The sequence below is a fragment of the Paenibacillus sp. CF095 genome (assembly GCF_900101225.1).
Lineage (GTDB): Bacteria > Bacillota > Bacilli > Paenibacillales > Paenibacillaceae > Paenibacillus.
This window is the reverse complement of record NZ_FMZN01000001.1, coordinates 724,415-739,914: the sequence shown is the minus strand read 5'-3', so window position 1 is coordinate 739,914 and position 15,500 is coordinate 724,415. Positions and strand designations below refer to the sequence as shown.

The window sequence follows — 15,500 nt, the reverse complement described above, 5'->3', positions numbered from 1 at the left end:
GAATGGTTGATGTTAATAAGAAAAAGCCCGATGAACAGCCTGTACGCAAACGCAGCTTTGCCCGCAGACTGGGAAGTTTCGTCAAATGGATGGTTGTCCTTGGATTTATGGGGGCACTATTTGTAGGCGGTGCTTTGATGGGATACGTCAGTTCCATTGTGAAAGACGAGCCTGTCCGTTCAAGGGCCCTGATTGAACAAAAAGTCAGCGAAAACTCCATCACAGGCTTTGCTTACTTTGCCGACGGCAGTCCGATCGGTCAATTACGTACGGAAGAAGACAGGCGTCCGGTCACTACGGACCAGATCCCACAGAAGGTTATTGATGCTGTCATTTCGATTGAAGACAATCATTTTTACGAACATAAAGGTGTAGACATGAGCGGAACACTACGTGCCGTGAAACAGAAAGTGCTGAAAGAATCAGTACAAACCGGCGGTAGCACACTGACTCAGCAATTGGCGCGTCGTGTGTTTTTGAATCTGGATCGCACAGAAGATCGGAAAGTGAAAGAAATTTTGCTCTCACTCCGACTCGAACGTTTCCTGACCAAAGACGAGATCATGACAGCCTATCTGAACAAAGTTCCTTTTGGTAATGGTTCCAGCGGATACAACGTTTACGGAATCAAAGCGGCCGCCAAAGGATTGTTCAATATTAACGATCTGGATAAAATCAACATTGCTCAAGCTGCTTATCTTGCTGGATTGCCACAACTCCCCTCCTCTTACTCCGCTTTTAACGGTAAAGGTGATTTTGTAGAGGAGAATTTTGACCGCGCAATCAACCGTCAGCATCTGGTACTGCGTCGTATGCTTGAACTGGGCAAAATCAATCAGTCCGAGTATGACAAAGCTCTTGCTTTTGATATCAAAAGCTCTCTCGCTCCGAAGACCATCAAGGCTTACAACACTTATCCATATCTTATGATGGAAACGGAACGACAAGCTGCACAGATTTTGATGAAACAGTTGAATTCCGACACAGATGAATCTACAGACACAGACAAAGCTACGGATGCAGACACACCTCAGAAGGAAAGCAGTGCATTATTAGAGGAAGCTCAGACGCAACTGCGGACAGGTGGATATCGTATCTACACGACCATCAACAAAAGTATCTATAAAACGATGCGTACCATTGCGGAAGATGACAGCAATTTCTCAGCAGATGATCCTGTCAAAGGAAAAGAACAAACTGCTGCCATGCTGATTAATCACAAAACGGGTGCTATTCTGGGTATGATTGAGGGCCGGAATTTCCAGGATGAACAGATGAACTATGCAACGCAGATGATACGTCAGCCAGGTTCAACGATGAAACCTATAGCCGCTTATCTTCCTGCGCTAGATGAAGGTCTTGTCCAACCTGCTTCTATTATTGATGACTCACCGATCATTCTCAAAAATGGTCCGAGCGGCTACCACATTGCCAAGAATGCCAATAACCGGTATCAGGGACTGGTCACTGCCCGCAGAGCACTGAATTATTCTCTTAATATACCGGCTCTGAAGTTGTTTAATGAAGAAGTAGGAATCGAGAAGGCTTGGACCTTCGCCAAGAAACTGGGTATTACCACCATTCAGAAGGAAGACTATCAGGCTCAGACCGGTGTTCTCGGAGGTCTCCAATACGGTGTAACCGTTGAAGAATTAACCAGTGCCTATGGTGCGATCGCCAATAATGGTGTATATAACGATTCTTACATGATTAGCAAAATCGTAGATTCCAAAGGCAACATCGTTTATAAACACGATACTGAACCTGTCCAAGCCTTCTCGGAGCAGACAGCATACCTGATGACCGATATGCTGCGGACCGTTATTACAGAAGGAACGGCAGATAAAGTACGTGAAAATTACAAATATTCCAAGAGTGTACCAATCGTAGGTAAAACGGGTTCCACTCAAAACTACGCAGATGTCTGGTTTGAAGGTTATACACCAGATGTCACACTTGGCGTGTGGGTTGGATACAAACAGCCGGTGAATACGCTGGAAAGTAAATCACAGAGAAAACGTGCGCAGCAACTGTGGTCGAAAATCCTGAACGAAGTGATCGATACGCAAAAAGATCTGTTCGTCACGGATTCGTTCAAAAAACCATCTGGCATCGAAACACGCACGGTGTCGGCATACAGCGGCAAGTTGCCAACATCCATGACTGACAAATTTGTTACGGATATTTTCAACAGCAAGTTTGTTCCGAAGGATAGCGATGACGGTGTAGCCAAAGCCAGGTACATTACTTACAATGGTGTAAACTATATTCCGCGTGACGGAACACCTTCGGACATGTTGAAGGAAAAAACAGTAATCAAGCGTAAAAAACCAATCTCGGATCTCATCAAAGAATTGCAAAATGCATTCTCACGTATGAGTCGACATGAGTCACTTGCTTATTACCTTCCTGAAGATGCTGATGCAGACATGCCAACACAGATTGATCCAAGGACAGATAACGGCAAAGCTCCTGATGCACCAGGCAACGTACGCATCTCAACCTCAGGTGACAGAGCAGTCATTACATTTAATGCCACACCTGAAAATGATGTCGTCGGTTATCGTCTGTACCGTTCTGTAAACGGTGGAGGATTCCAGAACCAGGGTCAAGTTGTCCTGACTGGTGAATCCAGATCATTCTCTGCATATGCAGCGCAAGGCGGTAACTTCGCCTTCTATGTAACGGCAGTGGATGTTGCAGGCAGAGAGTCTGCTCCTAGCGCTACAGTAAATAGTGCTGGTGTAGCTCCTCCTGTGGAAGAAGAGATTAATGAGCCGATTGAAGTTCCAGGTACAGTCATTACGCCAGGAGAAACGCAGACCGACAATACAACAACGACAGCCCCAGGCACACCTGGTCAAGTCAGCGTATCTGCCCTCTCTCAAGGACTGCGTATTCAATGGGCGTCCAGTCCAAACGCAGATAGTTATGCTGTATATTACAGTGAAACAGGCTCAGCTCCTTACACCAAAATCGGAACAACAGCGGGTAATACAATGGATTATGGAGTACCCGCATCGACCAGTGGATGGTTCAAGGTATCTGCCAGTAACAGTGCGGGTGAATCCGAACCTTCTGCAGCCATACATTTTCAACCCTGATTCAGGCATAGCGTTCCAAAACAAGCCGCATTCTCAGACTGTATCTGAGGGTGCGGCTTTTTATTTGTATTTACAGCAGCCAAAAAGCCTGCTTCATGCCATTGGCATAAAGCAGGCTGTTACAACCGATTTTAATGGGTAGAGTCACCGTATTTGGCTTAGTAAAGTATTAACTCTCCCCATAGTCATTTGTATTACCATCCATACCAACACATTGATGATCCTGGCACTGTCGCGTTAGTCTTCAATGGTGGATAGATCTCCTGTTGGCAGATCAAGCTCCCAGGCTTTCAGGACACGGCGCATGATCTTGCCGGAACGTGTCTTGGGCAGTTTATCCTTAAACTCAATCTCACGCGGAGCAGCGTGGGCAGACAGGCCCTCTTTGACAAAACGATAGATCTCTTCTTTCAGCTCCGGTGTCGCCTCATACCCTTCACGAAGCGCCACAAAGGCCTTGATGATCTCCCCACGTGTCACATCCGGCTTACCGATTACACCCGCCTCTGCTACCGCAGGATGCTCCACGAGCTTGCTCTCCACCTCAAAGGGGCCGATACGCTCGCCTGACGAATTAATCACATCATCAATACGTCCCTGGAACCAGAAATATCCTTCTTCATCCATATAAGCGGAGTCACCGGATACATACCAGCCCGTAAGCCTGAAGTACTCCTCGTATTTCACAGGGTTATTCCAGATCTTCGCCATCATGGATGGCCAAGGTGCCCGTATGGCCAGATTACCCATGCTGTATGGCGGCAATTCCTGCCCGCGATCATCAATAATGGCTGCTTCGATGCCAGGCAACGGACGTCCCATGGAGCCAGGCTTGATCGGCATTCCGGGATAGTTACAGATCAGCTGTGCCCCTGTTTCTGTCATCCACCATGTATCATGAATTCGCTGACCATAGGCTTTCCATCCCCAACGAACAACCTCCGGATTGAGCGGTTCACCGACAGACATGACATGACGCAGACTGCTCAGATCAAACTGGGCGATGGTCTCTTCTCCCGCTCCCATCAGCATACGGAAGGCCGTTGGTGCACTGTACCAGATCGTGACTTTGTTCTTCTGGATGGTGCTGTACCAATCTTGAGGGCTGAAACGACCGCCCCGTATCACATTGGTCACTCCGTTGAGCCATGGAGCAAAGATACCGTAAGAAGTCCCTGTCACCCAACCAGGGTCAGCAGTGCACCAGTACACATCATCCTCACGTAAATCCAGAACAACCTTACCTGTATAATAGTGCTGAATCATGGCATTTTGAACATGGTACACCCCTTTGGGTTTACCCGTAGAGCCTGAGGTATAATGAATAAGCAAACCATCCTCACGATTCAGCCACTCTACTTCCATCTCATCCGAAGCGGCAGACATCTCTGCATCAAAATCGATGAGTCCTTCTTCAGTCTGCACGCCCCCACCCACGATAAATATATGTTTGAGTTCGGGCAACTCGGAACGTTTGATGCGTTTCAGTAATTCTGGAGTTGTGACGAGTGCTACTGCTCCGCTATCTTCCAGCCGATCCTTCACAGCCGTTTCCATAAAAGCTTCGAACAAAGGGCCCGCGATGGCTCCAGCTTTCAATATGCCCAGAAGACTAAAATACAGCTCAGGACTTCGAGGCATAAAAATAAACACCCGTTCCCCTTTGGCTATGCCATATTTGCGGAGAACGTTCCCGAACCGACTCGACTGTTCACTCAGATCAGCGAAAGTATAGGACTCTTCACGTGAAGCATCGCTATACAATAAAGCGGTTTTCCCGCCCCTTCCTTCCAGTACATGACGATCAATCGCTTCATGCGCCATGTTTACTTTTCCGCTGGCGTGCCACGTAAAGTGCCTTTCCACCGATTCCCAATCGAACCGGCTTCTCGCCTCCGTGTAATCGCCCAGATTAGATTCAGACACAACCGTTTGCAGCATCTCACCATGTGCTTGACTCATGCTTGCCAGCCTCCTTCAACTCGACATTTCGATTCCCGTTAGGGGTCATTTCTCATTGCCTTTGTGTTGACTGAACTTCCAGTTAGCGCTTACATTAGTAGAGAGAACTTCTCATCATGTACTTGCTCGGCCAAACAGATGTTAACTATACTGTATTGAATTGTGAACATTTTTTGTCTACGCAATTATAGCAAATCTTTTCAATTGTCGTCTATGGCTTTTCAATTTTTTGGATTTTTGCTATAGCGTTCTTTTTGAAGAACCTCTATAAGTAGGGAGAGAGGAGCATGAACCATGGAACATATCAAAGAACATCACATGCGTTCCATCTTCAAGTCCGGCCACCGGATTACTGTTGAAGGCCCCGTGCAGGCCGAGGAGATAACCCGTCTTGCCTTCCATCCGGATCTGGATGCCTTTCGGCGCCCAACGGAGCAGCAGGAAGCTCTCGCAGAGATCGCTGCATTACCTGAAGGTCGAATTATCATTGCACATGAAAATGAGACGATTATTGGTTATGTAACCTTTCACTATGCGGATGATTGTGAACGCTGGTCCGAGGGTAATATGACTGATCTGATTGAGCTTGGGGCAATCGAGGTTGCGGACGACTATCGCTCGCTTGGCATTGGACGTGAGATGTTGCTTACCTCTTTGGAAGATAAATACATGGAGAACTACATTATTTTCACCACAGAATATTATTGGCATTGGGATCTGAAGGGCAGCGGACTAAACGTATGGGATTATCGCAAAATGATGGAGAGGCTGATGGAAACGATCGACATGACGTGGTATGCAACAGACGACCCCGAAATCTGTTCACATCCTGCGAACTGTTTGATGGTACGTATCGGAAGTCAGGTGCCCATCACATCGGAAGAACAGTTTGATCGTGTACGCTTTCGCCATCGGTTCATGTACTAATTCGATGATCTGCTCGAAAAAAAGATATACATAACAAAAACCGCCTCTCGCAGCGTTGCTCCATACTTCATGGAACAGCTAATCGAAAGGCGGTTTTTCATTGATTTTGGATGGATTTTGTAACTGAAGCTTATGCCATTACATATTTTCTAACATATGTTCCACAATACGGTGTGAACGCTGAGAAGATTCCACGGTAAATTCAGCAAAGTTAACATGCGCCGAACCATCCGCTTTATCTGACATCCCACGCAGGACAACAAATGGTACACGATTCATGTAACAGACCTGAGCGACTGCAGCCCCTTCCATCTCAGCACATGCACCGTCCATTTCGGTATATAACATGTTAACCGTATCTTTATTAGCAATAAATTGGTCTCCAGATAACACTTTACCGATCAGGTAATTGGCTCCCTGAGCTTTACACGCTTCTTCAGCCAGTGTAATAAGCGAAGCCTCGGCAGGGAATGCAGATGTCTCTTGGTAAGGGATAACCCCGCGTGCGAACCCCAGTGGCGTTACATCCATGTCGTGCTGAATACATACAGACGATATAACCATATCTCCAATGTTCAGCTCCGGGTTAACTGCACCCGCAACACCTGTGAAGATAATACGATTAACCTGAAAACGATCAATCAAGATCTGCGTCGTAACCGCTGCATTTACTTTACCTACGCCGGATTTGCACACGACAATTTGCTTGCCCAGCCACTCGCCTGCAACGTATGTAATCCCGGTTTGTTTGACCGTCTCAAGCTGCTTCATGCCTGCCAGCAAAAGCTCAACTTCTTCATCCATCGCTCCGATAATCCCAATCGTTTCACGCATCTTCCGATACCTCCTGTTTTCACTTTTAACCTCATTCAGCACAAAAGCTCCGTCTCCGGAGCTTTCGCATATCCACTATGTAGAGAGAATGACTTCTCCCTTACTGTATATAATCCCGATTAAACTACATCTGCGTGACTTACAGACAGACGAAGAATCGTTTCATGCGGCAAAATAACCCGTGGGTTCTCCACATTTTCTTTCTTCATCAACTTGGTCAGCAAACGCATCGCTACTGCACCCAGGTCGTACATTGGCTGAGCCACTGTTGTCAACTGAGGACGCACCATGGAAGCCATACGGATGTTATCCACACTAATGATGGAGAAATCATCCGGTACTTTCAGGCCTTCATCCTGAATGCTGTGAATGGCACCAATCGCCATTTCATCTGTTGCAGCAAAGATCGCCGACGGTTTTTTCTTCAGTCCGAGGAAATACTTCATCGCTTCCACACCGGATTCGTAACGATAGTTACCGATACGTACCAGATCCTCTTGGTATTCCATGCCTGCTGCTTCCAGTGCTTTCTTGTAACCTTGGAAACGGGCATATCCATTCGCCGGATCTTGCAGTGTACCACTGATCATCGCAATTTCCTTGTGTCCATGACGAATCAGGGTGTTTACCGCGTCAAACGCAGCCGCCTCATGGTCAATATCCACCGAAGGGAATGTACCCTTCTCATCACTCGTTGCACAAAGTACGATCGGCACAGCCGCAGACTGGAACGCCTGAATGTGTTCGTCCGTTACTGTTCCACCCATGAAGAGCAGTCCGTCTACTTGCTTTTCGAGCAACGTGTTGATAACACGAATTTCTTTTTCTTTCTTCTTATCTGCATTACACAAAATAATATTGTAGTGATACATATTGGCAATATCTTCAATTCCGCGGGCAATCTCCGCGAAGGTTGAGTTCGAAATATCTGGAATAACGACCCCGACCGTGGTTGTCTTCTTGCTTGCCAGACCTCTGGCTACCGCATTCGGACGATATCCCAACCGTTCGATAGCTTCATATACTTTTTTCCGCGTTTGCGGTTTGACATTAGGGTTATTATTAACTACCCGTGATACCGTTGCCATAGACACTCCAGCTTCACGTGCCACATCATAAATGGTTACCGTCACAGTACTTCTCTCCATTACCAGTAAATTTTCATACCATTTTCATTAAGATTTATATTACGACAAATTTTTGCATTAATCAATTAAAATAGGCTTTAGGACTCACTCAAAACATTCGTAAGTGTGGTTCTAGTAATATCTGAATGGGAAGTATGCCATACAGGAATTCCCTTTTTGATCAGGATTGCCTGTGGAGATTCGTGCTTAACACCCAGCTTGTCTGCTGCTTCGTTCGATACCGGGCGATCTTCCACAACATAGATGATGCCATATTTCACTTGTTCATTGGCATTGTTAAGCAAATAATCGTTCATCTCCTGATAAGCGTTCGAGCTGATCGGACAGCGCGTGCTATGCTTAAACAGAAGCAAGGGTTGATCCTCGGTAGCCTCCACTGCGGAGTTTAGCTGTTCAATACTTGTCATTTTAGTCATGTCAGCCATTAGATATACATCCCCCTTTACCAGGAATACCGCTATGTTGAGCGTTTTCACTCTTCGATATCTTAACAAAAAGTGCGCGAAAAAGCCAATTTTCATGAAAACAAGCATTTTACACGTCAAAATTAGACAGCATTTGAGAAGTACTCCTGCCACACAAATCCGGATAATTGACTTAATCTGCGCTCCGTGGTCTCAATCCACGCTGTATCACCAGACTTCGTTGCGTAACCCATAATGTCCAGCAACAGATTGATACGCTCCTCCACTGCTTGCTGCATTCGATATTCCATCTCCCGATCGGTCGCATCCGGCCAGGCCAGCAGTAGCTCATGAAACAGGTCCGCCAGTTCATTACGTTCACCAAAAGATACGTCTTGCTTCACGGGCTGTTCACCCAATGTGTTTATGCATTCTGTTAAGTCCGGCTTGACCGGCGGAAGCACTTCGTATGATACACAGTCTGTACACGCAAATACGGGTACGTTTCGAATCTCCACTTTTTTGGCGTATACCACTGTTCTTAATTCCAACTCCATTACATGTCCACATCTGCACGACTTGCGCACCACCATCACCTCATTCGTTCTATACTCTATATAAGTACCATTCGACCTATTTCGGCTCAAATCCTGCTATAAACGAAAGGTTGCACAAATTACCACTCCCTCCAGATGAAGGTTGTCGAATGCAGGCAGTTACTGACTTGTAATCGCTTCCTACAAACTGAATATGCACTTCCATGAAGTCCCTTGGAGAATCTGTTACAATTAAAGACGCAACAGACATATCACCGCAAAAAGGAGAGATGGACATGAGATTAACCGGTAAAAAAGTCATCGCTCTGGTCGATGAAGAATTCGAGGATTTAGAATTGTGGTACCCTGTACATCGGGTTCGTGAAGAAGGTGCAGAAGTGCATCTTGCTGGTGAGAAAAAAGGAAAAACCTATATTGGCAAATACGGTGTGCCTGCTGAAGCCGAATACAGTTTCGATGAACTCGACAGTTCAGATTACGATGGTATTCTCGTGCCAGGCGGCTGGGCGCCAGATAAACTGCGTCGTTATCCCAAAGTACTGGAGCTTGTGAAGGAAATGAATGCAGACCGGAAACCGATTGGACAGATCTGTCATGCGGGCTGGGTGCTGATTTCAGCCAAAATTCTGGACGGAGTTACAGTAACCTCTACACCAGGCATTCGGGATGACATGGAAAATGCAGGTGCGATCTGGAAAGATGAAGCGGTTGTTGTTGATGGACATATCATCTCGGCACGTCGTCCGCCTGACCTTCCACCTTATGGCAAGGCATTCTGTGATGCACTCGCTGACAAGTAAAAATAACCCCATTGTGCTCTCATGCACATTGGGGTTATTTTATATAACAAGTTTTCCAATAAATAATTATCACAAATGTAAATATATTAACTTAAAGGTATTTATATCCATTTTACCTAATCACGATGCGTTCGAACCACTTTGTTCATCTGGACTTCCCGTGGAGTCATTAAAGACTTGCAGTCGCTCCTCAATATCTCCGCTGGTCCGTAAGGCGAAGCACTTTCGCGCTTCTTCTTTGGCGGCCGATGCTGTTGTGTTCAGCACTCTGTGCTTCACACGTAACAGGGATTGTGGAGACATACTCAAGTGGCGAATGCCAAGCTCCAACCAAAGCGGAATGGCGCGTTCGTCCCCTGCCATCTCTCCGCACACACTGACATCAATTCCAGCCGTATGAGCTGCATCTGCTGTCGCACGAAGCATCCGCAGAACAGCCGGATGATAGGGGTGATACATATGAGCGATCTGCTCATTCATTCGATCTACTGCCAGTACATATTGAACCAGGTCGTTCGTACCAATACTGAAGAAATCAGCTTCCTCTGCGAGCAGATCAGCAATCATCACCGCTGCAGGAACTTCGATCATAATTCCCACCTGAATGTGAGGGTCGTATGATAATCCGCGCTCGTCCAGATCAGACATCGCCTCACGGAGAATCTCATTGGCCTGCTGAAGTTCTTCCACCGAAGAGATCATCGGGTACATGATTTTGACATTTCCAGCAGCGCTGGCACGCAGAATGGCTGTAAGCTGTGTTTTGAACAGATCCTTGCGGTCCAGACTAATCCGAATGGCACGGTACCCCAGAAACGGATTGTCTTCCTCCGGCAGTTCAAAGTAATCGAGTTGCTTGTCACCACCGATATCCAGTGTACGAATAACAACGGATTGTCCTGCTGTTTTCTCTGCCACAAGACGGTACACCTCATACTGTTCTTGCTCACCCGGGAACGTAGCACGGTCCATATACAAAAACTCTGTCCGGAACAAGCCCACACCTTTGGCTCCTTGTTTCAAAGCAAGGTCCAATTCCTTTACCGAACTGATATTGGAAGCCAAGTGCAAAACGGCCCCATCTTTGGTTACGGCATCCACGGTAGCAAGGACTTGAAGTTGTTCCTTTTTCTTCAGTTGTTTGCTGCGAAGCATGGTATACCGTTCAATCGTCTTGCGATCCGGGTCCGTAAATACCAAGCCATTGTCACCATCCACCACAAGCATATCCCCTGTCTCTACCGGCATGCCAAGACTCGCTTCCAGACCGGAAACGAGAGGAATACCAAGGGCACGAGCCATAATCGCAGAATGTGATGTTTTCCCGCCAATCAAGGTCACAATGCCTAGTACATGGGTCGGATTCAGATGCGCCAGTTGAGATGGCGACAGTTCTTTGGCAACGAGCACATACGGCTGGGTATCCGAAGGAAGTGTAATCTCCGGTGCACCGAGCAAATGCTTGAGCAGACGGTTACCCACATCCTTGATGTCAATGGCCCGCTCCTTCATATACTCGTCTTCCAGCAAGTCAAACATCGTGACAAAGTGATCAATGGCTTCTTTGACCGCCACTTCTGCTGCCTTATATTGACGCTCAATAATACCGCGAATTTCGTTCATGAATACCGGATCTTCCAGGATTGCCAGATGTGCATCAAAGATACTGGACTCCTCTGGACCAACAACTTCCTTGAACTCATTTTTGATATATTCGATCTCATCCTTTGATGTCCGTATGCCCTCATACAGCCGTTCGAACTCTTGGGCAAGATCCACCGAATCCATCTTCTGATCCGGCAGATCCCATTCCCAACTGGGCAGGACAAATGCTTTGCCGATGGCTATGCCTGCAGCTCCGTTGATGCCTTGTATCTTCATTCTACCCCTCCAACGTTCCTGTCATAGAGCACCACGGACATAACGGATGCCTGACCTTTCTTAACTTGCTTAAATGGAGCAAAACTCCATGATTTTACACGATCCGGATTCGTAATTACCATTGGTGTTGTTAGTGACGCCGCTTGCTCGCGGAGTACTGCCAGATCAAACTTGATCAACAACTGCCCTGGCTCCACCGTATCGCCCTCCTGAACAAAAGCTTCAAAATGGCCTTTCAACTGAGAGGTATCGATGCCGATATGCAGTAACACTTCAAGCCCCTCACGGGTAGAAATACCCAAGGCATGCATAGTCGGGTACAAGTGCATAATCGTTCCGTACACGGGTGAGACCAGCTCTCCCTTTTCCGGAACAAAGGCTACACCATCACCGACAAGTTTGGCTGCAAAGATCTGATCCGGCACCTCTTCAATCGGGAGCATTTTGCCCTGAACGGGGGCACAGAACAGCACCTGTTGCAGATCTCTTTCCAGCAGCTTCGCGATTTCTTCCCGAATCAATTCCGAGTAGGTCCCGAATACCACCTGTACGTTACCGCCACCCAGCTTGATCAGTCCAGCGGACCCCATACTCTTCATGGCACCCGTGTCGATCAGGCGGTCATCATGCACAGTCAGGCGAAGACGTGTAATACAAGCTTCAACCTGTACAATGTTACTCTTCCCACCCAATGCTTCGAGGATTAAAGGTGCCTGATAAGGAATGTTACCTACCCAATCTTCCAGCATAGAGCCCTCTTCACGTCCTGGTGTTGGAATCTTGAACGTACGAATCGCCCATCGGAACAGGAAGTAGTAAACCAGCCCATATAGTATGCCAATCGGAATGAGCTTCCAAGCATTCTCCGATAGATGGAAATTGAGTATGTAATCAATAATTCCTGCGGAGTAAGAAAATCCATGCCGGATATCAAGCCAGTAACTAATCCACATGGCAACGCCGGACATCACTGCATGCACGATGAACAGATAAGGTGCTGCGAACAAAAAAGCAAACTCAATCTGTTCCGATACCCCGGTTAGAAAACAAACGAGTGCCGATGTCAGAAAAGTTTTCTTGATTTTTGGTTTCAGATCTTCCCTGGCTTCCTGAATAATAGCAAAGGCTATTGCTGGAATGGCAAACATCATGATGGGAAACAAACCTGCCATAAAGAATCCTGCTGTTGGATCACCTGCAAAAAATCGAGGCAAATCCCCTTGCACAATGTTACCATCAGGCGTTTCAAACGTCCCTAACTGGAACCAAAACACATTGTTAAGCAGGTGATGAAGCCCAAAAGCAACCAGCACCCTGTATAACACTCCGTAGATGAACAGTCCAAAACCCCCGAGACTGTATTCCCAGGTAGCAATACCGTTCAATCCATGCTGTAGGATCGGAGCGAGCCATAACATAAAACAGGAGAACAATGCCGAACAGAGTCCGACGATGAGCAAAACAAACCTTGAACCTCCAAAAAATTGTAAAATTTCAGGCAGTTTAATGCTTTTAAACCGATTATGCATCCCACCGGCAAGCGCGCCGAGTATGATTCCGATTAAGGAAGCGGGCTGAACGGTGCCATCACCAAAGTTCCGAGTTACCTGATCATATATCACGATACCAGCCAGAGCAGCAAGTCCCGCTTGTCCGGCCTGGTTGGAGAGTCCCAGTGCTACACCGACAGCGAACAAATACGGTAAGAAATAAAAAATACCGTGTCCGGCCACGGTAGACACTTCACCGACAATATCCAATCCCCAGGCGTCCCAAGGCAGACTGCCAACACTGAGCAAAATTGCGGCGGCGGGCAGGACCATTGTAGGCAGCATTACCGCTCGTCCGAGCTGCTGCAAGGATCCGAGCCAATTCATGGCGACCTCTCCTTTCTATCCTAGATGGTAAGCTTTACGCAACGTTTTGTCAAAGCAAAACAGTAACCAATTGGTAATTAATAACGGCAAAAATAGAACAGAAAAAATCCCGTCAACTTCAAGTTAACGGGATTCATCCTATAATCATTCAATTGGTTCAGATCAGGAGATCATTCGATCACAGGTGAACGAGCCTCTCAGCCGCGTCCAGCGCCGCGCAGAACGATGGAATCCTCTACCTTGATACAACGATTCGTTACCGCTGTCATGCCGTTCTCTGCAGCAATCTGGACCGCTTCATCACTATGGATGCCAAGCTGCAGCCACAGCACATTGGCTTTGATGGCAGCGGCGTCACGAGCGACATCCGCGCAAAACTCTTCGCGACGAAACACATTGACAATGTCTACCGGCTCTGGAATATCCGCGAGTGTGGCATATACCGTCTCGCCAAGGATTTCACCTTGCACCTGTGGATTAACCGGGATGATGCGATAACCTCTGCTCTGCATGGCTTCTGCCACCATATAGGAAGTGCGATCTGATTTGTCTGATAAGCCGACGACTGCGATGTTGCCTGCCTTGCGCAAAAGTTGTCCAATTTCTTCACGAGTAGGGTTGTTAAATTCCATGTTCAAGCACCATCCTTTTCTGATTAAAGTGCGTGTTCAAAAGACTGATTTTCAGTTATTTACTCTTTTACCCATTGAACCGAGGCGCCAAGCGCCTGCAAATGATCGAAATATTGCGGATAAGACTTGGCTACATGGTGTGCATCCCGAATACGAAGCGGCTCCTTGGAACGCAGACCAACAACAGTGAGCGCCATAATTACGCGATGATCGTAGTGAGCGTTAATCTCAACGCCGCCTTCAACGCCTTCTGGACGTCCGTGTACGATAATCTCAGCTTGACGCTCTTCAACGTTCGCTCCTGCCTTCCGCAGTTCGTTCAAGTAATCGGTGATTCGGTCACATTCCTTGTAACGCAGGTTCTCTACATTATAGAACCGTGACGTTCCTTCCGCAAACACAGCTGCGGCTACCATAGCCAAAACGGCGTCCGTCGCGGCATCCCCGTCGAATTCGATCGCTTTCAGTCTGCCATTACCTTGAACGTGTACAACATCGTTCTCATGTGTCAATGGCACTTCCATCATGCGCAGCACGTCAACGATGGCACGTTCACCCTGTTTGCTCTGCTCCATCAGGCGCAGAATTTTCACATCAGACTGTGTAACCGCTGCCGCGGCAAGAACGGCTGCCGACCCCGGATAGTCCCCTTGAACCGTGTAGGTCGTTGGCTGGTAAGCCTGTCCACCTGGTACACGGAAGGACATGTAATCATCACTTGCATGGATAACGATGCCTGCCTGCTCCAGCACTTCCAGGGTCTGTCCGATAACAACCTTGGACTTCAGGTCATTCAGCACTTCGATGGTGCTGTCTTCTGCAAGCAACGGCGTAACAAACAACAATGCACTCAGATATTGGGAGCTGACGGAGCCGGATACACGAATGTGTCCACCCTTGGCATTGCCACCCTTAATTGTAATCGGCAGGCGTCCTTGTTCGTGTTGTACATCTACACCCAATTGACCAAGCGCATCGATCAGGTCATCATGAGGGCGTTTGCCTAGCGAATCAGGGTACGTGTTCACAAATGTAACGTCAGGGCAGAGCGCTGTAACGCCCATCAGGAAACGAAGTACAGCACCCGCATTCCCGACATTCAATTCACGCACATCACGGGGATGACTGCCAAAGCCCTGGATCACAATCTTGCTGTCGTCTTCTTCAAGTACTGCCCCCAGATCACGAATACATCTGCGCATGGCGTCACTGTCTTCACTGTGTGCCGGGAAATGAATGGTACTTGTGCCTTCTGCCAGCGCAGCAGCCAGCAAATAGCGGGTAGTGTAGTTTTTAGAGGACAGAGCCCCGATTTCCCCGTTCAGCGTGGGGGTTGGTTTAACAATAACGTCCATGGATGAAATTCTCCTTCAT

The 15,500-nt window shown here is 47.4% G+C and carries 12 protein-coding genes; 3 read left to right on the top strand and 9 right to left on the bottom strand.

Annotation, left to right across the window (positions count from 1 at the left end):
- Positions 1 to 2 precede the first annotated feature (2 nt).
- Complete coding sequence (locus tag BLS69_RS03270) at positions 3 to 3,104, top strand: transglycosylase domain-containing protein (RefSeq protein ID WP_091028610.1); 3,102 nt, start codon at positions 3 to 5, stop codon at positions 3,102 to 3,104.
- A gap of 237 nt (positions 3,105 to 3,341) precedes the next feature.
- On the opposite strand, the gene acsA is transcribed toward BLS69_RS03270, so the two are convergent.
- The gene (gene acsA, locus BLS69_RS03265) at positions 3,342 to 5,066 is read right to left on the bottom strand and encodes an acetate--CoA ligase (protein ID WP_091028608.1); all 1,725 of its coding nucleotides are present in this window, start codon (positions 5,064 to 5,066) and stop codon (positions 3,342 to 3,344) included.
- Between the two features lie 294 nt (positions 5,067 to 5,360).
- Between acsA and BLS69_RS03260 the strand changes: the two genes are divergently transcribed.
- Positions 5,361 to 5,993 (top strand): GNAT family N-acetyltransferase, encoded by a 633-nt coding sequence (locus BLS69_RS03260; protein ID WP_091028605.1) that lies wholly within the window; start codon positions 5,361 to 5,363, stop codon positions 5,991 to 5,993.
- A 138-nt stretch (positions 5,994 to 6,131) separates the two neighbouring features.
- Here BLS69_RS03260 and BLS69_RS03255 read toward each other — a convergent pair whose 3' ends face one another.
- The 4 genes from BLS69_RS03255 to BLS69_RS03240 form a co-directional block, all read right to left on the bottom strand.
- Positions 6,132 to 6,827 (bottom strand): 5'-methylthioadenosine/adenosylhomocysteine nucleosidase, encoded by a 696-nt coding sequence (locus BLS69_RS03255; protein WP_091028604.1) that lies wholly within the window; start codon positions 6,825 to 6,827, stop codon positions 6,132 to 6,134.
- Positions 6,828 to 6,946: 119 nt separating this feature from the next.
- Positions 6,947 to 7,960: a catabolite control protein A gene (ccpA, locus tag BLS69_RS03250; RefSeq protein ID WP_062835383.1), complete on the bottom strand. Its 1,014-nt coding sequence runs from the start codon at positions 7,958 to 7,960 to the stop codon at positions 6,947 to 6,949.
- A 92-nt stretch (positions 7,961 to 8,052) separates the two neighbouring features.
- Positions 8,053 to 8,400, bottom strand: coding sequence for a bacillithiol system redox-active protein YtxJ (gene ytxJ, locus BLS69_RS03245; protein ID WP_091028599.1), 348 nt, complete (start codon positions 8,398 to 8,400; stop codon positions 8,053 to 8,055).
- A gap of 122 nt (positions 8,401 to 8,522) precedes the next feature.
- Complete coding sequence (locus BLS69_RS03240; protein WP_091014249.1) at positions 8,523 to 8,936, bottom strand: hypothetical protein; 414 nt, start codon at positions 8,934 to 8,936, stop codon at positions 8,523 to 8,525.
- A gap of 275 nt (positions 8,937 to 9,211) precedes the next feature.
- On the opposite strand from BLS69_RS03240, the gene BLS69_RS03235 reads away from it, so the two are divergent.
- Positions 9,212 to 9,736: a type 1 glutamine amidotransferase domain-containing protein gene (locus BLS69_RS03235; protein WP_036674874.1), complete on the top strand. Its 525-nt coding sequence runs from the start codon at positions 9,212 to 9,214 to the stop codon at positions 9,734 to 9,736.
- A 120-nt stretch (positions 9,737 to 9,856) separates the two neighbouring features.
- Here the strand turns inward: BLS69_RS03235 and ptsP are convergent, their stop codons facing one another.
- From ptsP to aroA, 4 genes are all read right to left on the bottom strand, one after another.
- Entirely contained in the window at positions 9,857 to 11,617 is a 1,761-nt protein-coding gene (ptsP, locus tag BLS69_RS03230; RefSeq protein WP_036614699.1) for a phosphoenolpyruvate--protein phosphotransferase, read from the bottom strand.
- Complete coding sequence (locus BLS69_RS03225; protein WP_036674872.1) at positions 11,614 to 13,494, bottom strand: glucose PTS transporter subunit IIA; 1,881 nt, start codon at positions 13,492 to 13,494, stop codon at positions 11,614 to 11,616. The genes ptsP and BLS69_RS03225 overlap by 4 nt, the downstream gene beginning before the upstream one ends.
- A 197-nt stretch (positions 13,495 to 13,691) precedes the next feature.
- Positions 13,692 to 14,126, bottom strand: coding sequence for a CoA-binding protein (locus tag BLS69_RS03220; RefSeq protein ID WP_017687409.1), 435 nt, complete (start codon positions 14,124 to 14,126; stop codon positions 13,692 to 13,694).
- Between the two features lie 59 nt (positions 14,127 to 14,185).
- Positions 14,186 to 15,481: a 3-phosphoshikimate 1-carboxyvinyltransferase gene (gene aroA, locus BLS69_RS03215; protein ID WP_047843705.1), complete on the bottom strand. Its 1,296-nt coding sequence runs from the start codon at positions 15,479 to 15,481 to the stop codon at positions 14,186 to 14,188.
- Positions 15,482 to 15,500: the final 19 nt, after the last annotated feature.